A 22,024-nucleotide genomic window follows, 5' to 3' on the forward strand; every position below is an offset into this window, starting at 1 on the left:
CGAATGTCCTTAATGCTCTGCGGGCATGGCTAGTCTGAGGGTTGCATGACGGGAACGCTCAGACGAATAAGGTTCAGGCGAGGGAGTCTCCCCCCTCGCCGTTGTTTACAGTTTGTCACCTTGCATCCCTGAACCCAAGTCGGCACCCGTGACGGGGTTGCTTTCCGGGTTGGACATCGTCCGTGCCTTCATGTCCATCAGCAGCGCTTCGTCTTTTTCACTGAGCTGGACGCTGGCCAGGCCATCGCCGCCATCCACCGCCGGCGCTGGATTTTCGACGAACTCCCAATCGTCGCCCTGATTCCATGGGCCGCGCACGGTAGGTTCGCCCTGGGACATATTGAAGTACACGTTGGTGAACTCCGGCATGCCCGGCAATTTGCCTTGGGGGAAATTGGGCTGGATCGAGTGCAGGGCTTTTTCGAACGACAGCTGGTGGGCGATTTCGCGGGTCATCAAAAAGCCCAGCGCTTCCTTCACACCGGGATCGTCAGTGACATTCATCAAGCGCTCATAGACGATTTTCGCCCGCGCCTCGGCCGCGATATTGGAACGCATGTCCGCTGTCGGCTCGCCGATGGTGTCCACATACGCGGCGGTCCAGGGCACACCGGCGGAGTTGGTCAATGGCGAGCCGGCGCCATACAGGAGGCTGGTGATGTGGGAATCATTGCCGGCACCGTTGATGTCCCGGTACAACTGGCCCTCCTTTTCCACGCCCTCGGCCATCTTGCCCTTGGCACCTTTGTTCAGCATCACGATGATCGAACCGATGACTTCCAGATGGCTGAGTTCCTCGGTGGCAATGTCCATCAGCAAATCCTTACGGCCTGGATCGTCCTCGGACAAGGCCTGGGTGAAGTAGCGCGACGCCGCCGCCAGCTCACCCTGGGCCCCACCGAACTGTTCAAGCAGCAAGTTGGCGAGCCCGGGATTGGGTTCGGCGACGCGCACGGTGTATTGCAGTCTTTTATTATGTAAAAACATGATCAAAGCCCTCGATCAGACATAAACCATGGAGACACTGCCAGCAATAACAGGGCCCACAAGGCATCAGAAAAAGTTAAGGGAACGTGATTTATTTTTTATTCGATAAATGAGATGAACGGTAACGACAAAGACAATCCGAACATCTCATCTCGAATAAAAAGGAAAAGTTTGTAAAGCCAGGCGAAACTTTATATTCGCATTCAATTATTGCCGCCCATGGGGCCCCATGCCATGGGCACGGGGCCTGCCTGGTCAGCGGGCATTACGAGTCACGACCGCCGCCACGGCTATTTTCGCCGCCCTTCCTACCGGCTTCGGAGGCCTTTTCCCGGTCATTGGCAAAATTGCCGCCCGAAGCCTGGCCACCTTTGCGGCCCGCTTCCGAGGCGCGCTCAGGATCGTTGGCGAAATTACCACCCGATGCCTGCCCGCCTTTGCGGCCAGCCTCTGCAGCGCGTCCAGGGTCGTTGGCAAAGTTGCCACCCGATGCCTGTCCGCCCTTACGCCCAGCCTCGGATGCGCGCCCAGGGTCGTTGGCAAAATTGCCGCCGGACGCTTGTCCGCCCTTTTTCCCGGCTTCCGATGCCTTCTCACGATCGTTAGCGAAATTGCCAGGATTGTTATTTCCTGTATTAGCCATTTCATTCACCTCGTTAGTTAGTGTTTAACGAGCCTCGCTGGCCCGTATTTACTATGAGAATTGGACTTCGCCAAGGTTTGAAAGAAATTCAGCGAGCGGCGACGAACGGTCAGAACCAGACAATTCAAATCCATTCAACGCCTGAACATTACAACTCGCTATCAATTAAGCGGCGAGCTATAAATTATCTTAAACACCTTAGCAATTACTTATTACATTCAATTGAAAGCAGTGCGTGTCTTTCCACGCTGTCCGCCAAAGGTCGGGCGGCGCCGGCACCCCATTGCACCGGTCTCGTCACCCTGGCCTCGCGCCGTTCCAGGAAGCCAAAACTCGCGGGCTGCCGGTGTTTTCCTGCACCACCGCACTGACCGGCTTGCGGCGTCCGGATGCCCTGTCGCCGGCACCCGGATAAGAGATCGATCAAGGTGAAATCGGATCACTGGCCGGAAACGTTTCCTCCAGCGCATCATCCAGCTGCTTACTGGTGACGTCCCGCTCACCCACCTTGCCACTGCGTTCGCAATGGCAGTCTGGCGCCGGACACGGCTCCCCATTAGGGTGTTGTTCGGCACAGGCTTGGCTGCAGTAAGCTTCGCCGTCGTGATTGAAAACCCGTTGCGGATCTACCTCACACTGACAATCGGGGCAACCGCACTTTAATTCGCTCATGCTCTTTCTCCCGAATAAGGGGTCGAAGGCGCCGTCAGGCAGAGCCGACCATCAGCTGAACCTCCAGGTTCGCCGCCGCAACGCCGTGGTTGGCCACATACACATCGGCAGTCCAGCCTTTGGTCAGGTTGTGATAGGACTGTGTGCCCAAGGCCGTGCCGCTGTTCCACTCGAGGATGTCGCCAATATCGATGTCGTTGGCCGAACCCAGCTCGAGCACGGTATGGCCGTCCTCCTGCGCCACATACACCCCCACCATTGCGCTCTGTCGATTGATGGCCCGTACTTCACCCGTGGTCTGCTTCATACGTTTCCTCTTCTCGGCAGCTTCAAGGAGCGACCGGCACGCTAGCCTGTCGCTCTTCCATACCTGGCCGTACTCAGCGCTTGGCTTCGGTGTGCGGATTGGCCGAACGCTCCAGAAACGCCTGGGTGATTTCCGGCAAGTGATCGCGCAACCACTCGGCCATGGCGATTTCCTGGGGCAGGATCTGTTCGCACGCCCGTTGCGTTTCCACATCCCCGGCGACTTTCGCCGCCTCGATCAATACGGTGTACGAGGCGATTTCAAGGTTCTCGAACACATAGCCACTCATGGCCCCCTTGACCACTTCATCGCTCATCGTCATGCCGCCCACCGCCTGACCAAAGGCCATGAGCTTGCCGGCCAGGTCCTTGAGCGTCGACGTACTGCCGCCCAGCCGCTGGATGCATTGTTCGACCAATTTTTGTTGTCCGAGGGTTTCCTGCAAATGCTCCTCGATGCGGGCCTTGAGCACCGGATAATGTTCCAGGCGTTCGGCCTGGGCCTTGAGCATTTTTTCCGCTTGCTGCTCCATGGCATGGGCATCGTTGAGCCAGTCCAGCAGGTTCTCTTTAGGCGTTGCCATTTCCTTCTCCTTAGCCGTGGTCGCTACTGCAACGCAGCGCGACGGTTCTGAAGTACCGCACATAAAAGTGGATAGCGCGGCACTGGGGAAAGTTTGAACAAACCAACCCCCAGGGCGACGAAAGGCGTCGGCTCGATCCAAGTGCTAACCTCAACGGCTCAAGGCCAGCGCAGGCACCTCCCATGCCCGAAGATCTTCACCAGGCACCCATCGATCAGTTACTGGCGTACACCGCCGGGCGCCGCTTCCTGGTGCTCACCGGCGCCGGCATCAGTACCCCGTCGGGCATCCCCGATTACCGCGACAGCGACGGGGTCCGTCGGGGTCGACAACCGATGATGTACCAGGAGTTCCTCGCCCAGCCCGAGGCACGACGGCGCTATTGGGCAAGGGCGATGCTGGGCTGGCCCCGGGTCAGGCAGGCCAGGCCGAACGTGGCTCACGAAGCCTTGGCCGAGTTGCAGGCGCAGCAACGCATCACCGGCCTGATTACCCAGAATGTCGACACCCTGCATGACCAGGCCGGCAGCCAGGACGTCATCGAACTGCACGGCAGCCTGCATCGCGTGCGGTGCCTGGATTGCGGCCAGCTCAGCGAGCGACAGCAGATTCAACGGTTGATGGAAGCCGAAAACCCTTACCTGGCGGGCGTCGATGCGGTGCAGGCCCCCGATGGCGACACCCTGCTCGACCCCGCGTTCGAGGCGCGCTTCCAAGTGCCCCATTGCCCCCATTGCGGCGGCGAGCGGTTGAAACCCGACGTGGTGTTTTTCGGCGAGAACGTCGCCCCCCTCACCGCGACCCGCGCCATGCAAGCCGTCGAGCAAGCGGACGGCCTGCTGGTGGTGGGTTCGTCGCTGATGGCGTATTCGGCGTTTCGCCTGTGCCGGGCCATCAAGGACCAGGGCAAGCCGCTGCTGGCAATCAACCGCGGCAAGACCCGGGCCGATGAGTTGCTGGACCTCAAGCTTGAAGAGCCGTGTGAACAACTACTGCCATTGCTGGCACAACACCTGCTCTAACCACACCACCCACCCCCTGTGGGAGCGAGCTTGCTCGCGATGGCGTCGGATCAGCCAGCAGCGATATTGACTGACACACCGCTATCGCGAGCAAGCTCGCTCCCACAGGGTCATTGCTCACACAGGGTCAGTGTCGGCCTGCGGTCAACGTGCCCAACTCCTGATCCCTGAGCGTATCGAACAACGCCTGCGCCGCCGCCGACAATTCATGCCCCGGCTTGGTCAGCACGCCGATGGCTCGCTCGATCACCGGATCGCTCAAGGTGATGCAGCGGGCCCCCAGCTCATGCATCTGCCCGACACACAGCGCCGGCACGGCACTGACCCCCAGCCCACTGGCGACCATCCGTCCGACGGTCGCCAACTGGTGGCTCTCGAACTCCACCGGCAGTTTCATGCCCCGGGCCCGCAGATGCTCTTCCAGCATCACCCGTACGGTGGAGGGTCGTTGCAGCGTGATGAACGGCTGCTCCAGCAGGGTTTGCCAGTGGATTTCGTCGCGCTGGGCAAAGGCTGAATCCAACGGCACCACCGCGACGAAGCGATCGAGGTACAAGGGCGTGAACGCCAGGGACGAACCCTGCATCGGCTCGAACGCCACGCCCAGTTCGACATGACGATCACGGACCATTTCCAGCACTTGTTCGTTGATCACATCGTTGACCGTGACGTTGACATTCGGATAGCGGGCGCGGAAGGTCTTGAGGATCGGCGGCAGCAGGTTGCCGGCGAACGAAGGCATCGCCGCCAGCGTCACACGACCGCGCTGCAAGGTGAAGCGCTGGCGCATTTCGTCCTCGGCGTTGTCCCAGTCGGCCACCAGCCGGCGGGCCAGTGGCAGCAAGGATTCACCTTCGGGGGTCAACGCCACGTTACGGGTATTACGGCTGAACAAACGACCGCCGAGGCCTTCTTCCAGGGCCTTGATGGTCAGGCTCAAGGCCGATTGGGACAGGTGCAGCCGCTCGCAGGCCACGGCGAAGCTCAGGCTCTGGGCCACCGCGAGGAAGGCACGGATTTGCTTGAGGGTCATGGGATGTTCGTGTCCGGTTGGGTAGGAGCTGCCGAAGGCTGCGATCTTTTGATCTTTTGCTTGGGATTCAAGTGTTTTTGGAAAGATCGCAGCCTCGTTGCACTCGACAGCTCCTACAGAGGGAGGCAATTGTTGAGTTTTATCAATCAATCCAATCTAAAAATCAACTTAACAAATATATGACTTGGCGCAACACTGCATCTCATTGCGACCCCATCAAGAATAAAAGAGGTGTCTATGGCAGGTTTCGACAAACGCGTGAGCTCTTATGAACAAGCGCTGGAAGGCTTGAAGGACGGCATGACCGTCATCGCCGGCGGCTTCGGCCTGTGCGGTATTCCGGAAAACCTGATCGCCGAGATCAAGCGCAAGGGCATCCGCGACCTCACCGTGGTGTCCAACAACTGCGGCGTCGACGGTTTCGGCCTCGGCGTGCTGTTGGAAGACCGGCAGATCCGCAAGGTGATCGCCTCCTACGTGGGCGAGAACGCCCTGTTCGAGCAGCAACTGCTGAGCGGCGAAATCGAAGTCGTGCTCACCCCCCAAGGCACTCTCGCCGAAAAAATGCGCGCCGGCGGCGCCGGCATCCCAGCATTCTTCACCGCCACGGGCGTCGGCACGCCGGTGGCCGAAGGCAAGGAAGTGCGTGAATTCCATGGCCGCCAATACCTGATGGAAGAGTCCATCACCGGCGACTTCGCCATCGTCAAAGGCTGGAAGGCCGACCATTTCGGCAACGTCATCTATCGCCACACCGCCCAGAACTTCAACCCGCTGGCCGCCACGGCGGGCAAGATCACCGTGGTGGAAGTCGAAGAAATCGTCGAACCCGGCGAGCTGGACCCGACCCAGATCCACACCCCTGGCATCTACGTCGACCGGGTCATTTGCGGCACGTTCGAAAAACGCATCGAACAGCGCACCGTGCGTAAGTGATCCCCTGCCCCCGGCCCGAATGAAGGAATAAGAACATGGCACTTTCCCGCGAACAAATGGCTCAACGCGTCGCCCGCGAAATGCAGGACGGCTACTACGTGAACCTGGGCATCGGTATCCCGACCCTGGTCGCCAACTACATTCCCGAAGGCATGGAAGTCATGCTGCAGTCGGAAAACGGCCTGCTCGGCATGGGCGCGTTTCCCACCGAAGCCGAAGTCGATGCCGACATGATCAACGCCGGCAAACAGACGGTCACCGCGCGCATCGGCGCCTCGATCTTCTCTTCCGCCGAATCGTTTGCCATGATCCGTGGCGGCCACATCGACCTGACCGTGCTCGGCGCCTTCGAGGTGGATGTCGAAGGCAACATTGCCTCGTGGATGATCCCCGGCAAGCTGGTCAAGGGCATGGGTGGTGCGATGGACCTGGTGGCCGGTGCCGAGAACATCATCGTCACCATGACCCATGCGTCCAAGGACGGTGAGTCGAAACTGCTGCCGCGCTGCAGCTTGCCGCTGACCGGCGCCGGTTGCATCAAGCGCGTGCTGACCGACCTGGCCTACCTGGAAATCCAGGACGGCGCCTTCATCCTTAAAGAACGCGCCCCAGGCGTCAGCGTCGAGGAAATCGTCGCCAAGACCGCCGGCAAGTTGATCGTGCCGGACCATGTGCCTGAAATGCAATTCGCTGCCCAGTGAGGAGAGATTCGATGCAAGAAGTCGTGATTGTCGCCGCTACCCGTACCGCCATCGGCAGCTTCCAGGGTTCGCTGGCTGCCATTCCCGCGCCGGAACTCGGTGCCGCGGTGATTCGTCGCCTGCTGGAGCAGACCGGTTTGTCCGGCGAACAGGTCGATGAAGTGATTCTCGGCCAGGTACTGACCGCAGGCTCCGGGCAAAACCCGGCGCGCCAGGCGTCGATCCTCGCCGGCCTGCCCCATGCAGTGCCGGCGCTGACCCTGAACAAGGTCTGCGGTTCGGGCCTCAAGGCGTTGCACCTGGGCGCCCAGGCGATCCGCTGTGGCGACGCCGAGGTCATCATCGCCGGCGGCATGGAAAACATGAGCCTGGCGCCCTACGTCCTGCCGGCCGCCCGCACCGGCCTGCGCATGGGCCACGCGAAGATGATCGACAGCATGATCACCGACGGCCTGTGGGATGCCTTCAACGATTACCACATGGGCATCACCGCCGAGAACCTGGTGGACAAGTACGGCATCAGCCGCGAGGAGCAGGACGCCTTCGCCGCCGCTTCCCAGCAGAAGGCCGTCGCCGCCATCGAGGGCGGTCGGTTTGCCGATGAGATCACGCCGATCCTGATTCCCCAGCGCAAAGGCGATCCCGTGGCGTTCGCCACCGATGAACAACCGCGCGCCGGTACCACCGCCGAATCCCTGGGCAAGCTCAAGCCTGCCTTCAAGAAGGACGGCAGCGTCACCGCGGGTAACGCGTCCTCGCTCAACGATGGTGCCGCCGCCGTGATCCTGATGAGCGCGGAAAAAGCCAAGGCCCTGGGCCTGCCGGTGCTGGCGAAAATCAGTGCCTACGCCAATGCCGGCGTCGACCCGGCCATCATGGGCATTGGCCCGGTCTCGGCCACCCGTCGCTGCCTGGACAAGGCCGGCTGGTCGCTGGAGCAGTTGGACCTGATAGAAGCCAACGAAGCCTTCGCCGCCCAGTCGCTGGCCGTGGCCCGAGAACTGAAATGGGACATGGACAAGGTCAACGTCAATGGCGGCGCCATCGCCCTGGGCCACCCCATCGGCGCGTCGGGTTGCAGGGTCCTGGTGTCGCTGTTGCATGAAATGATCAAGCGCGACGCCAAGAAAGGCCTCGCGACCCTGTGCATCGGCGGCGGCCAAGGCGTGGCCCTGGCGCTGGAACGGGCATAACCGACACGGGTTCAACGGTGGCGGCACGGACCCACGACTATCCGTGCAGCCACTGGCACCACCGGCGCGACCTCGGTTGCGCCGTTTTTTTGCCTGCCGGTTTATGTGGATGGCTTGCCGGCCTCATCGCGAGCAAGCTCGGCTCCCACAGGGGAACAGTGGTGTATGCAGCATTCATGGACACCGCCAAATCCTGTGGGAGCAGCGCCCACAATGGATTTTGGGTGTACGCAATATCTGGGGCCACCACCAAACCCTGTGGGAGCGAGCTTGCTCGCGATGGCGGCGGGTCGGTCTGTTGCGTGAGCCCAGACCCCAAAAAAAACGGCACCTTTCGGTGCCGTTCATTTTCACATCCGGGGCTTTACTTGCGTGCCGCCTCCCATGATTTCAACAGCTCGGTGTAGCTCACGGTTTCGCCTTTAGGCTTCTCGTTCGCCAGTTTCGGCTTCGGTGCGCCCGGTTGATCGAACCAGTATTGCGCGTCGCGCTCAGGGTTCATCTTAGGTGCGCAGGTGGCTTGGGCCTTGGAGCGTTCCAGGCGGGTCATGATCGCATCCTGGTCCTTGGCCAACCCGTCGAGGGCCTGCTGCGGCGTTTTCTCGCCGCTGGCAGCTTCGGCGATGTGGCTCCACCACAATTGCGCCAAGCGTGGGTAGTCCGGCACGTTGGTCCCGGTCGGGGTCCATTGCACACGGGCCGGGCTGCGGTAGAACTCCACCAGGCCACCGAGTTTCGGCGCCAGGTCGGTCATCGCCTGGGAGTTGATGTCCGATTCACGAATCGGCGTCAGGCCCACGATGGTTTTCTTCAGCGACACGGTCTTGGACGTCACGAACTGCGCATAGAGCCAGGCCGCGAGTTTCTGTTTCTCAGGCGTGGACTTCATGAACGTCCAGGAACCCACGTCCTGGTACCCCAGCTTCATGCCCTGTTCCCAGTAAGGTCCGCGCGGCGAAGGTGCCATGCGCCATTTCGGCGTGCCATCGGCGTTCACCACCGGCAGGCCCGGTTTGGTCATGTCGGCAGTGAAGGCGGTGTACCAGAAGATCTGCTGGGCGATGTTGCCTTGGGACGGCACCGGTCCGGATTCGGAGAAGGTCATGCCAGCCGCTTCCGGCGGCGCATATTTCTTCAGCCAGTCCACGTACTTGGTGGTGGCGAACACGGCCGCGGGGCCGTTGGTGTCGCCGCCACGGGTCACGCTGGAACCGACCGGATGGCAGTCCTCTACGCGAATGCCCCACTCGTCCACCGGCAAGCCGTTGGGCAGGCCCTTGTCGCCGCCACCGGCCATGGAGAACCAGGCATCGGTGAAGCGCCAGCCCAGGGACGGGTCTTTCTTGCCGTAGTCCATGTGCCCGTAGACGCGCTTGCCGTCGATTTCCTTGACGTCTTCGGAAAAGAACTTGGCGATGTCTTCATAGGCCGACCAGTTCACCGGGACACCCAGCTCGTAGCCGTACTTTTCCTTGAACTTGGCCTTCAGGTCCGCACGCTCGAACCAGTCGGCGCGGAACCAGTACAGGTTGGCGAACTGCTGGTCGGGCAGTTGATAGATCTTGCCATCCGGCGCAGTGGTGAAGGAGATGCCGATGAAGTCCTTGATGTCCAGGGTTGGCGAAGTGTAAGCCTTGCCTTCGTTGGCCATCAGGTCGGTGATCGATTCGGTCTTACCGTAGCGAAAGTGCGTACCAATCAGGTCCGAATCGTTGACCCAGCCGTCATAAATGTTCTTGTCCGACTGCATCACCGTCTGCATCTTCTCCACCACGTCGCCTTCTTGCAGCAGATCGTGGGTCAACTGGATCCCGGTGATTTCGGTGAAGGCCTTGGCCAGTACCTTGGACTCGTATTCGTGAGTGGTGAGGGTTTCCGACACCACGTTGATCTTCATACCGCGAAACGGCTCGGATGCCTTGATGAACCATTTGAGTTCTTCGAGCTGCTGGGCGTCCGTCAAGGTCGACGGTTTGAATTCACTGCCGATCCATTTTTTAGCGGCGTCTTCATAGGCGTCGGCCCAGGCCGCAGCGCTCAGCCCGCTGAGTGCCAGCATGGCTGCCAATGAAACGCTATGTCGCAGCTTATTGTTTTTATTGAACATAGAGACCTCCTGTTTGGGTTTAAGAGCCTGATCGGCGAACCTTCGCGACTAGCCCCACCGCATCACTGCCAACAGCCACACCCAAGACAACGCGAACGCTATCCAGATGCTCCAGTCGGTGGCGCCGATCACCAGCAGGTGCAGGTAGGCGCTACCGAGAAGACCGATAAACAACCGATCGCCACGGGTGGTGGCAATCGGCAGGAAACCACGCCGAGGGATACTCGGCGAACGCAACTCCCAGGTGGTCATGCCCACCAGAAACAAGGCGATAACCCCGAAAAATACCGCCGTGGGGACGGTCCAGTTCATCCATTCCATCATCGACTCCTCAGACCCGGCCCAGGGCGAAGCCCTTGGCCACGTGGTTGCGAACGAACCAGATCACCAGCATGCCCGGCAGGATAGTCAACACCCCCGCCGCCGCCAGCACCCCCCAGTCGATACCGGACGCCGATACCGTACGGGTCATGACCGCCGCGATCGGCTTGGCATTCACCGAGGTGAGCGTGCGCGCCAGCAACAGTTCGACCCAGGAGAACATGAAGCAGAAAAATGCCGTGACACCGATGCCGGAGCCGATCAACGGAATGAAGATCTTGACGAAGAACTTGGGGAAACTGTAGCCGTCAATGTAGGCGGTCTCGTCAATTTCTTTCGGCACCCCGGACATGAACCCTTCCAGGATCCACACCGCCAACGGCACGTTGAACAGGCAATGAGCCAGGGCCACGGCGATGTGGGTGTCGAACAACCCGATGGACGAATACAGCTGGAAGAACGGCAACAGGAACACCGCCGGCGGGGCCATGCGGTTGGTCAACAGCCAGAAGAACAGGTGCTTGTCCCCCAGGAACCGATAGCGGGAAAACGCATAGGCCGCCGGCAGCGCCACGCCCAGGGAAATCACCGTGTTCAGGCTCACGTAGTACAGCGAGTTCAAGTACCCGGTGTACCAGCTCGGGTCCGTGAAAATCACCTTGTAGTTGTGAAAGGTAAAGTCCGCCGGCCACAGCGTCAGGCTGCCGAGAATTTCAGTGTTGCTCTTGAACGACATGTTCAGCAGCCAGTAGATGGGCACCAGCAGGAACAGGATGTAGATCAACAGCGGAATCAGCTTTTTCTTGCTCATTGTGCGGGCCTCAACGGTTGGCGTCGGAGTGCGTCATGGCGGTGTAGAACAGCCAGGACACCAACAGAATGATCAGGAAATACACCAGGGAAAACGCCGCCGCCGGGCCCAGGTCGAATTGGCCGATGGCCATTTGCGTCAGGGTCTGGCTGAGGAACGTGGTGGCGTTGCCCGGCCCGCCGCCGGTGAGTACGAACGGCTCGGTGTAGATCATGAAGCTGTCCATGAAACGCAGCATCACGGCGATCAGCAGCACGCTCTTCATCTTCGGCAACTGGATGTGACGGAACACTGCCCAGTTCGACGCCCGGTCGATCCGCGCGGCCTGGTAGTACACGTCGGGAATCGCTCGCAGCCCCGAATAGCACAGCAGCGCCACCAACGAAGTCCAGTGCCAGACATCCATCACCAGCACGGTGACCCAGGCGTCCATGGTGTTGGCCGCGTAGTTGTAGTTGATGCCCAGGCCGTTGAGGGTCGAGCCCAGCAAACCGATGTCGGCGCGGCCGAAAATCTGCCAGATGGTGCCCACCACGTTCCACGGGATCAGCAGCGGAATCGCCAGGATGATCAGCACCAGGGACGACCATTTGCCCTTGGTCGGCATGGTCAGGGCGATGGCGATGCCGAGGGGAATTTCAATCAGCAGCACGCACGCCGAGTAGATGAACTGGCGCAGCAGCGAGTCGTGTAGCCGCGGATCGAGCAGCACCTGCTTGTACCAGTCGGCGCCGACGAAGTAGCGGCTGGATTGGTCGAAGATGTCCTGCACCGAATAGTTGACCACGGTCATCATCGGAATCACGGCGCTGAAGGCCACCAGCAGGAACACCGGTAATACCAGCCACCAGGCCTTGTTGTTCTGCACCTTGTTCATGGCTGCACCTCGCTCAACGGTTCCAGCAGGTATTCATCGGCATAAACCATCAGCCATTGGGCCGGAAAACTGATGTACGCCGTGCCTTCCGGCACCGGCTTGTCTTCGGCCAGGCGGACCTTCAGCGGTGCGCCATCGAGGTTGAGGGTCAGGATCTTGTAGGTGCCCAGGTCTTCGACGTGCACCACATCAGCCTGCATCGCGTCGTCGTAAGGGCCATCCCAGACATGCACGAACTCGGGTCGGATACCGACCTTCAGGCTTTTGCCTTCGGCTTCGGCGACACGACGTTGCAAGGTTTCCGACAGCGGCAAGTGGGTCGAGGCGAAACCGACACCGCCGGGCTGCGCGGTGACCTCGATCAGGTTCATCCCCGGGCTGCCGATGAAGTAGCCGACAAAGGTGTGGCTCGGACGCTCGAACAAGTCCCGGGGCGTACCGAACTGCACGATCTGGCCGCCGTACATCACCGCGATCTTGTCGGCGAACGTCGAGGCTTCCAACTGGTCGTGGGTGACGTAGACCATGGTGATGTTGAACTGCTCATGGATCTGCTTGAGCTTGCGCCGCAGTTTCCATTTCAGGTGCGGGTCGATCACCGTCAGCGGTTCGTCGAACAGGATCGCCGACACATCGTCGCGCACCAGCCCGCGGCCCATGGAGACTTTCTGCTTCTCATCGGCGGTGAGGTTGCGGGCCTTTTTGTCCAGCAGGTTCTGCAGGTCCAGGACCTCGGCGATTTCCTGCACCTTGGTGTGGATCCGCGCTTCTGCCATGCCCTGGTTACGCAGCGGGAATGCCAGGTTGTCGAACACCGTCATGGTGTCGTACACCACCGGGAACTGGAACACCTGGGCGATGTTGCGGTGTTCCGGGGTCAGGTCGTTGACGACTTTGCTGTCGAACATCACCTGCCCTTCGGAAGGGCTGAGCAAGCCGGAAATGATGTTGAGCAAGGTGGACTTGCCGCAGCCCGAAGGTCCGAGCAGCGCATAGGCGCCGCCCTGCTCCCAGATGTGGTTCATCTCGCGGATCGCGTAATCCTCGGGGCCCGCCGGGGTGCTGGTGTAGCTGTGGGCGAGGTTCTGCAAACGAATTTCAGCCATCAGGCAACCCTCGCGATACGCTGCCCTGGGGCTTGGACCAGCTTGCCCTGGGCGTCGAAAACAAACAGTTTATGGGTCGGAATGTAGATGCGAATCGGCGCATCCACGTCGTACTCATGTACCCCTGGCAAGTGCAGCACCAGCAGGAAATGTTCGTTGCGCACGTGCAGGAACGTCTCCGAGCCGCTGATCTCGGCCACTTCGACGGTCACCGCCAATTCGAGGTCGTCGTCGTTGCTCGGCACCAGGGAAATATGGCTGGGGCGCACGCCGAAACGGAACTCGCCCTCGCCCACCGGGCGCAGGTCGACGTTCAGCGGGAAGTGCACAAAATTGGCGAAGCTGACTTCATTGCCGGCGATACGACCCGGCATGAGGTTGATCGGCGGTTCGGAAAACAACTCGGCGGCCAGCACGGTTTGTGGCTGGTGATAGACAGAAGACGACTTGCCACTCTGAATCACCCGGCCCTCATGCAGGATCGTGGTGGTGCCACCCAGGGCCAGCGCTTCGTTAGGCTCGGTGGTGGCGTAGACAGCGATGGTGTGGCGAGCCTGGAACAGCTCGCGCATTTCCTGGCGCAGCTCTTCACGCAGCTTGTAGTCCAGGTTCACCAGGGGCTCGTCGAACAGGATCAGTTCGGCGTCCTTGACCAGTGCCCGGGCCATGGCCGTGCGCTGCTGCTGGCCGCCGGACAACTCCAATGGATGACGTTTGAGGAATTTCTCGATCCGCAGCATCCTGGCGGTTTCCAGCACCTTGCTCTGGATGACTTCGTCGGACACACCGGCCTGGCGCAACGGCGAGGCGATGTTTTCGAAAACAGTCATGGTCGGGTAGTTGATGAACTGCTGGTAAACCATCGACACGTTGCGCAGCCGCACCGGGCGGTTAGTGACGTCGACGCCGTTCATCAGGATCCGACCGCTGTCGGGCTTGTCCAGACCGGCCATCAGGCGCATGAGACTGGTCTTGCCGGACAGCGTGCGGCCCAACAGGACGTTGAAGGATCCGGGTTCGAAACTCAGATTGGCATCGTCGATCCAGGTCTGGCCTTCGACGGTGCGACAGATGTGCTCAAGCTTTAATGACATGGCTCGGCCTTTTTATTATTTGGAGTCAAGCGACCCGAGTTGCAAAGCGAAAGCCGTGCCAGAAATCACAAGCCATTGACCTGGCTTATTTTTTTTAAAAAACCTGAGAAAAACACGTTCGCAGATGAACACAAGTGAACAGCCACGACTGAACAACTGAACAATTCACGGGTTGACAATGAACAATTTTGAACAACACTGAATGAACGTTTTCGGTTAGCCTGGCCATGCCCTTTGTGGGAGCGAGCTTGCTCGCGATAGCGGTGGATCAGCAGCATTGATGTGACTGACACACCGCTATCGCGAGCAAGCTCGCTCCCACAAGGTCTGTGTATTACGTGCTATTCAGGCTTGCCCCAGCACAAGGAGTCTGTGCGAGACTTGCCACAACAATAAAAACAGCACCTGCGAGAGTGCCCCATGGCCGCACCTGCTCCTGCCTTGTCCCACGAGGCCATCATCCAGGCCTCCTGGTCCCGTTGCCGCGCCTTTGGCCTGAATCACCAGAGTGTGCCGGCCTTCGATCAGTTGCCCGCCCAAGGCATCGCCCAACTACTGGAGAGCCAGCATTCGCTGGTGCAGACCACCCATCAGGAAGTCTTGCCGTATTACGAGAACATCCTGAGCAACTCCAATTGCCTGATCATGCTGGCCGACAACCAGGGCCAAGTGTTGACCTCCTGGGGCACCCAGCGCTTCATCGAGCCGAAACTGGCCCATGGCTTCAGTGCCGGGGCGAGCTGGATGGAGCGCTGCACCGGCACCAACGCCATCGGCACCGCGCTGGCCTGCGAACAGGCAGTGCATATCGAGCACGATGAACACTTCCTCAAGGCCAACCGCTTCATGACCGGCTCCGCCGCGCCGATCTTCGACGCCGAGCGCAAGGTCATCGCCGTGCTGGACGTCTCCAGCGACAGCTACCTGCCGCCGTCCCATACCCTGGGCATGGTCAAGATGATGAGCCAGACCGTGGAGAACCGGCTGATCCTCAATCTGTTTCGCGGTGAACACTTCCAGCTGACCTTCAACACCGGCTTGAACAACCTCGACAGCCAATGGGCCGGGCTGCTGATCTTCGATGAGAGCGGCCAGGTGCTGTCCGCCAACCGCCGGGCCGACAACCTGCTGGGCCTGAGCCTGTCCCGGGTGAGCATTGAAAGCCTGTTCAAGGTTTCGCTGCTGGAACTGCTGAACCAACCCGACGGCCTGCCGTTCGCCCTGCAAGCGTCTGGCAGCAATCGATTCCAGTGCTTGCTCAGGCGCCCGAGCCAGGTGTCGATCAGGGCACGGGTCTTCACCGAGGCGACGCCTGCGCCAGCCCCCGCCAGCAACGCCATCAGCCTCAATACCCTGCACTTCGGTGACAGCCGTGTGGAAAAAGCCGTGCGCCAGGCCGAGCGCTTGCTGGAGAAGGATATTCCGCTGCTGATCCATGGCGAGACCGGCGTCGGCAAGGAAGTGTTCGTCAAAGCCCTGCACCAGGCCAGCTCGCGCTGCAAGCAGCCGTTCATTGCCGTGAACTGCGCGGCGATCCCCGCCGAGCTGGTGGAATCTGAATTGTTCGGTTACGAAAAAGGCGCCTTCACCGGCGCCAACCAGAAAGGCAGCATCGGCCTGATCCGCAAGGCCGACCGCGGTACGCTGTTCCTCGACGAAATCGGCGACATGCCCCTGCCGACCCAGGCCCGACTGTTGCGGGTCTTGCAGGAGCGTTGCGTGCAACCGGTGGGCAGCGCCGAGCTGTTCCCGGTAGACATCCGTATCATCTCCGCCACCAACCGCTCGCTGCGCGAACAGGTGCAACTGGGGCGGTTCCGCGAAGACTTGTACTACCGCATCGGCGGCCTGACCCTGGAACTGCCGCCCCTGCGCGAACGCAGCGACAAGCAGGCGCTGTTCAAACGCCTCTGGGAACACCACCGCGAACCGACCCAATGGGCCGGCCTGAGCCGTGAGGTCCTGGACTTGTTCGAACGCCATCCCTGGCCGGGCAACCTGCGACAGGTCAGCAGCGTGCTGCAAGTGGCCCTGGCGATGGCCGAGGAACAGCCGATCCGCCCGGAGCACCTGCCCGACGACTTTTTTGTCGACCTGGAAATGGAGCCGGTGGAAACACCGGAGACGCTGAGGGTGGACCTCAACGACGCCGAAGATTTGAACCGCCAATTGCAGGCCGTGGGCGGAAACATTTCACACCTGGCGCGACGGTTGGGCGTCAGCCGCAATACCCTGTACAAACGCCTGCGACAACTTGAGAGCTGATACAAACCCTGTCCCACAAGGGCTTTGTGGTGAATGTCGATTGCGTGAACACCCGCGACAACTGTGGGAGCGAGCTTGCTCGCGATAGCGTCCGTTCAGCCAATGATGAAGCGACTGACACGACGCCATCGCGAGCAAGCTCGCTCCCACAGGAGGTTCGCTTCACTGACTGGCACCGCTGCAAAGAGGTGCCAGTCAGTTGGAACACCGGGTCAGTCGAACGCGCCATTGAGCACTTCGTAGATGATGCCGCTGGCGATCGCCACCAGGATCAGGTCCGTGCCGACCTGCTGCCATTCATAACCGTCATAGTGCGGCAACCGCCCCAGCAGCCGGCCATCAAGCTTCTTGGCGATGCCGGGGGGCAACGGTTTGCCGCGGGCCAGGTTTTTCTGGATGCCCGGCGGCAAGGGCGGGCCGGGGCTCCAATAATCGCGATGACCGCCGATCAGGCTGAGCACACCGCCCCGGTCGATGCTGGGACCGTTATGCCAATCGCCACCGGGGTCGCCCTTGCCACTCTGATTGCCTTTGTTGCCGGGATTTCCCTGCCCGCCCTTGTTGCCCTGCCCGCCTTTGCCTCCTTGTCCGTGGCCCTGGCCTTGATCGAATTGGGCGTTGCCCTTGCCGTTACCCGGGTCCGCCACGACAACCTCGGAACCCGCCACCAAGGCCAGGCAGGTTAAAGCTGCAATCAACGAGCGTGATGTGAACATGGTAATGCTCTCAAGAAAGGGGATATCCCCCTGTCAATGTAGACGATCGGCACGCTCATTGTTCGTGCAGCCGCAACCGTGGATACAAGACCCATACAAACGAGGCAACATTCAGTTTTTATCAGTGCGCGGGCCTACTGGGTTTCAAGAACATTCTTACTTAGACTGAAGACTGATATTTAGGCAACTTCCCACACTTTCTGCGGACATCTAATATTGTCACGGCACCGTGACAAAAACCTTGCGCCAGCTCGGCCCGGCAAGCTTGACAGTCAAACTTCTGAATGGAACTATCAGGCCGACTTCAAGCTACAGCTTCATCATGGATGGCAATAAAAACAACAAGGAGATCACGCTTATGCCGCCTCTCGGCGCCCCACTGCCTATCGCCTCTGAATACTCTTCTCGACCCTGCACTGGCGTGTATTTCTTCTCGCCGATAAATATCACCGTCCTGGTGAATCTTCGATTCAATTGAAACGACAGGCAGTTAATGCAAAGGGATCGCTGATGCCTCTTTTTCATCATTTCTTCGAAAACAATGCCCGTCTTACGCCTGGTAAATCAGCACTGGTAATCGACGGTGTCCACACTCGGTATGACACCCTGGAAAAGCGCGCCACATCGATCGCCGCTTTGCTGATCAAGTACGGCGTCAAGCGTGGCGACCGTGTGGGATCGGGCACGCCACCTGGCTGTTGCTCAACGCCCCCGTGACCGATCACGACGGCACACCCGGTCCGGAGCGGATGCTGGTGGTGGTGTCGACCCGCGATGTGGAGATACTGGACACGTGGGACACCTGCGGCATGGCGGCCACGGGCTCGCACGATGTGTTGTTGCGGGACGTCCTGGTGCCCGCCGAACAGGTGTTCCACCTTGAGGAGATCTTCGCCCATCGCATGAGCGAATTAGCCGGCGACTACCTGTACAGCGTGCCGATCGTGCCTTTTATCACCACGTCCCTTCTCGGGCCCGTGCTGGGCTGTGCCGAAGGCGCTTATGCCTGTCATCTCGAATCGCTGAGGCAGCAGAAAACCCCGGCCTCGGCCCCGACCAGGGAACGGCTGGCCCACAGCGCCGCGCAATTGTCGGCCGCAACGGCCTTGTACACCACGCTGGTGTCCATGCTGCATGAGTCCGGCCTGGCGCGACGGCCGCTGTCCATGGACGAACTCCTGCGGCTCAAGCGCGATCGCAGCTACGTGGCGCGGCTTTGCCTTCAAGCCATCCAGCGCCTGGTGGAACATGCAGGCGCCTCGTCCATGACCCGCGACAACTCGCTTCATCGTCATTGGCGCGACCTGCAGGCCATGGTGGCGCACCGGGATGTCCATTGGGACAGCGCCATGCTGGGCTACGCCGACTTTGTCGTCGATGCGCCGGCCTGCCCGACACTGATCACGCCGTAATATCACCCAGGAGACAGGTATGTTTGTTCGCAACAAATCCGACATCGAAAAAACCGCCCACTTCGTCGAGTGGGGAGCCGGCACCAGCCATCGGTTGCTGACCGAAAAAGACGGCATGGGCTACACCGTGTGCCATACCGTGGTGCGCGCCGGCACAGAGTCATTGCTGCACTATCGCAACCACCTCGAAGCCTGCTACTGCATTGCCGGTGAAGGTGAAGTCGAAGACATGGAGGGCAACGTGTACCCGATTCGCCCCGGCGATATCTACGTACTCGACCAGCATGACCGTCATTACCTGCGCGGCGGGAAAGACCAGGACCTGATCTTGGTCAGCGTCTTCAATCCGCCCCTCAAGGGCGACAAGCGCCACAACCTGAATGACGCGTCCGGCTCTGCCTATTGAGCTTCAACCGGCTCCCCCGCTCCTTGACACGAGAACACCATGCGCAAGGATTACCTGGCTTTTTTCACCTCAATGTTCCTCTCCCGGCTGGCCGACCAGATACTGTTGTTCATCGTCCCGCTGATTGTGTTCCAGACCACCAATAGCGTTTCCTGGGCGGGCCTGGCCTTCTTCGTCGAGTCCCTGCCGCGCTACTTGTCGTTCCCGATTTGCGGCGCCCTGTGCGACAAGTTCTCGCCCATCCGCATCCTGCACATCAGCCAGGTCTATCGCGCCACGGCGTGTGTCGCGGCGGTGGTCCTGTACGCGATCTTTGGCGGCATCTACTGGATCGTCGCCCTCTCGGCGTTGTGTGGCGTACTGACCACCCAGGGCATCATGGCCCGCGAAGTGGTGATGCCTTACATATTCAAGCACTACACCTACACCAAGACCCTGTCGTACTCGCAAATCGCCGACCAGACCGGCCTGGTCCTGGGCCCGTTGCTCGCCGCGCTGATGCTTGAGGTGTGGGCGTGGCACTGGGTGGTGCTGGCGATTGCCGGGCTGTTCCTGCTGGCGGACCTGGCGATGCTCTACTGGCAGCGCACCAGTTCGGTCACCCTGGAAACGTTCGAGCAACATCACGACCTCTGGCTCAACCCATTGCGCATCGCTTTCGGCCATATCCGCAACCTGGCGGAACTGAAGAAGGTCATCAGCCTGGCGGTGGGTGTCAACCTGATCATTGGCGTCACACTCGCCACCTCGGCGGCCATGGTCATCGGCCAATACAACGCCGGCAAGAACTATTACGCCGGGGTGCAGGCGGCCGGTGCCATGACCACCATCGTCATCCTGTTCTTCCTGGCGCGGGTCACGCTGCCCTTGAAATTGCTGGGTGCCCTGTCATACACGTTGATCGCCGCCGGTGCGTTCATCACCGCGTTCAGCCCCCATGCTTGGGGCTATGTGGTCGGTTTCCTGCTGGTCGTCGGCTTCGACAAGATGTTCAACGTGTACATGCGCAGCATCCGCCAACAAGTCATTCCGCCCCAGGATTTCGGCAAGACCGTTGGCGTCATTACGCTGCTCAACAACTTGTCCCAACCACTGGCAGGCCTGTTGGTCGCAGTGCTGGCCGCGCCTATTGGCACGCAACAGGTGATCCTGCTGCTGGCATTCGCCACCAGCCTGATCGGCATCGCAGTGATCGTGGCATTTAAAAAAGCGACACCTGCGCCGGCAGCCTATGGCGTCGATCCGGAGTGATCGAGGTTGCCATCGAAGACGTGGAACGGCCCGGCACATACAATCGTTTCGAATGGGTCGGTTTGTATTATCAGTGACTTATTGTTGAGGCATGGTTGCAACGTCGCAGCGTCGTACGCGTCTGCCTGGGTGCCTTGCCCGCCATTCGTCGCTTGTCGAACGTTACGGCCAACCGACGACAAAGTCTGGCTTAGGGTTTGCACCGGCTTACTCCAGCAGCCAAGAACGACGTAATTCTGACGCGGCGGCAAATCAATCAATGCTTGGTCAGCAAACGGAGATGTACCGTGTCAACTCTCAACGAAATCGCAGCGAACCACGCGAGAATGGCAAAGGCAAAGGAAGAAGAGTCGATGCGGCTGAGTGCGCTTCACGGGCAGGTGGTGGGGAGTTTCGAGATTGCGTCCAACGAGACGAAACCAGACATCCCCCTGCACCTCCTGGCGGGTGTGCAAGAGCACTCGTTCGGGGAGGCCGCTGCACTGAACTACTGACCTGAGCATCGATTGGATTCATCGCCCGCCGGCGGGCGGGCGACTCCCTGCGTCACAATTGCCTGGCTAAAGCAGCGGCCAGGATGCCGGCGGCAATCGCCGGCAAGGGCTTTTTCAGTATCAGCATGATGACCGCTGTGGTCAGCAGGGCCAGCCGCGCACCGTTGTCGCCTTTAACCGCCAGTGGCGCCAGCACCGCCACCAGCACCGAGCCGGACATGGCCGTGATGAACTGCTGCACCCGATAGTTGATCGGCACGAACGACATCACGAAGACACCACCCCACCGAGTCGCCAATGTCACGACGGCCATTATCAATATGACCAGCAAGGTGCCATACCCCGCCGTTTCAACGTTCATTGTTTTTCTCCATCCACAGCGCTCCCAGAATGCCTCCCGCCAAAGCCCCCACCACGACATGACTGTTAGCCGGTAAATACCAATAGGCCAACAGCGATGAGCAGGCCGCCACGGTCCAGATGATGAGCATGCGCAGATTCTTTTTCCCGCCCACGACCATCGCTAACAAGAAACAGCCCATCACCATATCGAGCCCGAAACTGACCGGGTTCTCGATAGCGCTGCCAAAATGAAGCCCCAGCCAACTCCCCAGGATCCAAGTGATCCACAGTGCAATGCCACCGCCAAATAAAATCCCCAGCCCCGGCTTGCCCTGACTGAACGCTTGCATCGCCATGGCCCAGTTGGCGTCCGAGACAACCAGCATCACGCCGTAGCGTTTGGCAACGGGTAACTCCCGCAACCATGGATAAAGCGTCGCGCCCATCAACAGGTGCCGGGCGTTGATGGCGAAGACGGTGATCATCAGCGGAACCACCGGCACTTGCTGCCCCCACAAATCCAACGCGGCAAATTGAGAAGCGCCGGCAAAAACCAGAGTGCTCATGAGCACGGCTGACGTATCACTCAAGCCCGTTTGCGCAGCCGCCAGGCCGAAAGCAACGCCGAACACGACGACAAAAAGAGCGAGGGGGATCAGTTGCTTGAAACCGTCGTAAATGTGCTTCAGCTTTAACTCATGCAAATGGGGTTGTTCGCTCGACAAAACATCGCCTCTTCTGGTTA

At 60.1% G+C, this 22,024-nt stretch carries 24 protein-coding genes; 9 read left to right on the top strand and 15 right to left on the bottom strand.

Annotated elements, in window-relative coordinates:
* Positions 1 to 105: 105 nt before the first annotated feature.
* The 5 genes from BLQ55_RS22610 to BLQ55_RS22630 form a co-directional block, all read right to left on the bottom strand.
* Positions 106 to 987: a manganese catalase family protein gene (locus BLQ55_RS22610; RefSeq protein ID WP_092203734.1), complete on the bottom strand. Its 882-nt coding sequence runs from the start codon at positions 985 to 987 to the stop codon at positions 106 to 108.
* Positions 988 to 1,252: 265 nt separating this feature from the next.
* Positions 1,253 to 1,630 carry a con-10 family general stress protein gene (locus BLQ55_RS22615; RefSeq protein ID WP_092203736.1) on the bottom strand — a complete coding sequence of 126 codons (378 nt, stop codon included), beginning with the start codon at positions 1,628 to 1,630 and terminating at the stop codon, positions 1,253 to 1,255.
* A gap of 423 nt (positions 1,631 to 2,053) precedes the next feature.
* The gene (locus tag BLQ55_RS22620; RefSeq protein WP_092203738.1) at positions 2,054 to 2,302 is read right to left on the bottom strand and encodes a metallothionein; all 249 of its coding nucleotides are present in this window, start codon (positions 2,300 to 2,302) and stop codon (positions 2,054 to 2,056) included.
* 34 nt (positions 2,303 to 2,336) lie between these two features.
* Positions 2,337 to 2,609 carry a hypothetical protein gene (locus BLQ55_RS22625; protein ID WP_092203740.1) on the bottom strand — a complete coding sequence of 91 codons (273 nt, stop codon included), beginning with the start codon at positions 2,607 to 2,609 and terminating at the stop codon, positions 2,337 to 2,339.
* Positions 2,610 to 2,682: 73 nt separating this feature from the next.
* Entirely contained in the window at positions 2,683 to 3,192 is a 510-nt protein-coding gene (locus BLQ55_RS22630; protein ID WP_092145531.1) for a ferritin-like domain-containing protein, read from the bottom strand.
* Between the two features lie 182 nt (positions 3,193 to 3,374).
* Between BLQ55_RS22630 and BLQ55_RS22635 the strand changes: the two genes are divergently transcribed.
* The gene (locus tag BLQ55_RS22635) at positions 3,375 to 4,214 is read left to right on the top strand and encodes an NAD-dependent protein deacetylase (protein ID WP_092257225.1); all 840 of its coding nucleotides are present in this window, start codon (positions 3,375 to 3,377) and stop codon (positions 4,212 to 4,214) included.
* Between the two features lie 127 nt (positions 4,215 to 4,341).
* Here BLQ55_RS22635 and BLQ55_RS22640 read toward each other — a convergent pair whose 3' ends face one another.
* The gene (locus BLQ55_RS22640) at positions 4,342 to 5,247 is read right to left on the bottom strand and encodes a LysR family transcriptional regulator (protein WP_092203744.1); all 906 of its coding nucleotides are present in this window, start codon (positions 5,245 to 5,247) and stop codon (positions 4,342 to 4,344) included.
* A 237-nt stretch (positions 5,248 to 5,484) separates the two neighbouring features.
* Here BLQ55_RS22640 and BLQ55_RS22645 point away from each other — a divergent pair, with 237 nt between their 5' ends.
* The 3 genes from BLQ55_RS22645 to BLQ55_RS22655 are packed head-to-tail and all read left to right on the top strand — an operon-like array spanning position 5,485 to position 8,077.
* Complete coding sequence (locus BLQ55_RS22645; RefSeq protein ID WP_060741476.1) at positions 5,485 to 6,183, top strand: CoA transferase subunit A; 699 nt, start codon at positions 5,485 to 5,487, stop codon at positions 6,181 to 6,183.
* Between the two features lie 35 nt (positions 6,184 to 6,218).
* Complete coding sequence (locus tag BLQ55_RS22650) at positions 6,219 to 6,884, top strand: CoA transferase subunit B (RefSeq protein WP_003180355.1); 666 nt, start codon at positions 6,219 to 6,221, stop codon at positions 6,882 to 6,884.
* Between the two features lie 11 nt (positions 6,885 to 6,895).
* Entirely contained in the window at positions 6,896 to 8,077 is a 1,182-nt protein-coding gene (locus BLQ55_RS22655; RefSeq protein ID WP_060741475.1) for an acetyl-CoA C-acetyltransferase, read from the top strand.
* Between the two features lie 364 nt (positions 8,078 to 8,441).
* Here BLQ55_RS22655 and BLQ55_RS22660 read toward each other — a convergent pair whose 3' ends face one another.
* Genes BLQ55_RS22660 through BLQ55_RS22685 form a run of 6 tightly spaced genes read right to left on the bottom strand, consistent with a single transcriptional unit; the run spans position 8,442 to position 14,393 of the window.
* Complete coding sequence (locus BLQ55_RS22660; protein ID WP_092203746.1) at positions 8,442 to 10,184, bottom strand: ABC transporter substrate-binding protein; 1,743 nt, start codon at positions 10,182 to 10,184, stop codon at positions 8,442 to 8,444.
* A gap of 48 nt (positions 10,185 to 10,232) precedes the next feature.
* Positions 10,233 to 10,505: a DUF2160 domain-containing protein gene (locus BLQ55_RS22665; RefSeq protein ID WP_024776455.1), complete on the bottom strand. Its 273-nt coding sequence runs from the start codon at positions 10,503 to 10,505 to the stop codon at positions 10,233 to 10,235.
* A 10-nt stretch (positions 10,506 to 10,515) separates the two neighbouring features.
* Positions 10,516 to 11,316 (bottom strand): carbohydrate ABC transporter permease, encoded by an 801-nt coding sequence (locus tag BLQ55_RS22670; RefSeq protein ID WP_092203748.1) that lies wholly within the window; start codon positions 11,314 to 11,316, stop codon positions 10,516 to 10,518.
* A gap of 10 nt (positions 11,317 to 11,326) precedes the next feature.
* Positions 11,327 to 12,193 carry a carbohydrate ABC transporter permease gene (locus BLQ55_RS22675; RefSeq protein ID WP_030142069.1) on the bottom strand — a complete coding sequence of 289 codons (867 nt, stop codon included), beginning with the start codon at positions 12,191 to 12,193 and terminating at the stop codon, positions 11,327 to 11,329.
* The gene (locus tag BLQ55_RS22680) at positions 12,190 to 13,299 is read right to left on the bottom strand and encodes an ABC transporter ATP-binding protein (RefSeq protein ID WP_060741472.1); all 1,110 of its coding nucleotides are present in this window, start codon (positions 13,297 to 13,299) and stop codon (positions 12,190 to 12,192) included. Before BLQ55_RS22680 ends, BLQ55_RS22675 begins: the two co-directional genes overlap by 4 nt.
* Entirely contained in the window at positions 13,299 to 14,393 is a 1,095-nt protein-coding gene (locus tag BLQ55_RS22685; protein ID WP_072406974.1) for an ABC transporter ATP-binding protein, read from the bottom strand. The genes BLQ55_RS22680 and BLQ55_RS22685 overlap by 1 nt, the downstream gene beginning before the upstream one ends.
* 420 nt (positions 14,394 to 14,813) lie before the next feature.
* Here BLQ55_RS22685 and BLQ55_RS22690 point away from each other — a divergent pair, with 420 nt between their 5' ends.
* Positions 14,814 to 16,658 (top strand): sigma-54-dependent Fis family transcriptional regulator, encoded by a 1,845-nt coding sequence (locus BLQ55_RS22690; RefSeq protein WP_092257228.1) that lies wholly within the window; start codon positions 14,814 to 14,816, stop codon positions 16,656 to 16,658.
* Positions 16,659 to 16,870: 212 nt separating this feature from the next.
* On the opposite strand, the gene BLQ55_RS22695 is transcribed toward BLQ55_RS22690, so the two are convergent.
* A complete protein-coding gene (locus BLQ55_RS22695) occupies positions 16,871 to 17,374 on the bottom strand; it encodes an anti-virulence regulator CigR family protein (RefSeq protein WP_092257231.1) in 504 nt (167 codons plus the stop codon).
* Between the two features lie 698 nt (positions 17,375 to 18,072).
* Here BLQ55_RS22695 and BLQ55_RS22705 point away from each other — a divergent pair.
* From BLQ55_RS22705 to BLQ55_RS22720, 4 genes are all read left to right on the top strand, one after another.
* The gene (locus BLQ55_RS22705) at positions 18,073 to 18,786 is read left to right on the top strand and encodes an acyl-CoA dehydrogenase family protein (RefSeq protein WP_143011769.1); all 714 of its coding nucleotides are present in this window, start codon (positions 18,073 to 18,075) and stop codon (positions 18,784 to 18,786) included.
* Between the two features lie 19 nt (positions 18,787 to 18,805).
* A complete protein-coding gene (locus tag BLQ55_RS22710; protein WP_092257238.1) occupies positions 18,806 to 19,192 on the top strand; it encodes an ectoine synthase in 387 nt (128 codons plus the stop codon).
* Between the two features lie 39 nt (positions 19,193 to 19,231).
* Positions 19,232 to 20,443, top strand: a complete 1,212-nt coding sequence (locus tag BLQ55_RS22715; protein ID WP_092257241.1) for an MFS transporter — start codon at positions 19,232 to 19,234, stop codon at positions 20,441 to 20,443.
* 287 nt (positions 20,444 to 20,730) lie between these two features.
* The gene (locus BLQ55_RS22720) at positions 20,731 to 20,937 is read left to right on the top strand and encodes a hypothetical protein (RefSeq protein WP_092257244.1); all 207 of its coding nucleotides are present in this window, start codon (positions 20,731 to 20,733) and stop codon (positions 20,935 to 20,937) included.
* Between the two features lie 52 nt (positions 20,938 to 20,989).
* On the opposite strand, the gene BLQ55_RS22725 is transcribed toward BLQ55_RS22720, so the two are convergent.
* Positions 20,990 to 21,298, bottom strand: coding sequence for an AzlD family protein (locus tag BLQ55_RS22725; protein WP_092257247.1), 309 nt, complete (start codon positions 21,296 to 21,298; stop codon positions 20,990 to 20,992).
* The gene (locus BLQ55_RS22730) at positions 21,288 to 22,004 is read right to left on the bottom strand and encodes an AzlC family ABC transporter permease (RefSeq protein WP_092257250.1); all 717 of its coding nucleotides are present in this window, start codon (positions 22,002 to 22,004) and stop codon (positions 21,288 to 21,290) included. Before BLQ55_RS22730 ends, BLQ55_RS22725 begins: the two co-directional genes overlap by 11 nt.
* Positions 22,005 to 22,024: the final 20 nt, after the last annotated feature.

Source organism: Pseudomonas sp. NFACC13-1 (genome assembly GCF_900104425.1).
Classification (GTDB): Bacteria; Pseudomonadota; Gammaproteobacteria; order Pseudomonadales; family Pseudomonadaceae; genus Aquipseudomonas; species Aquipseudomonas fluorescens_AA.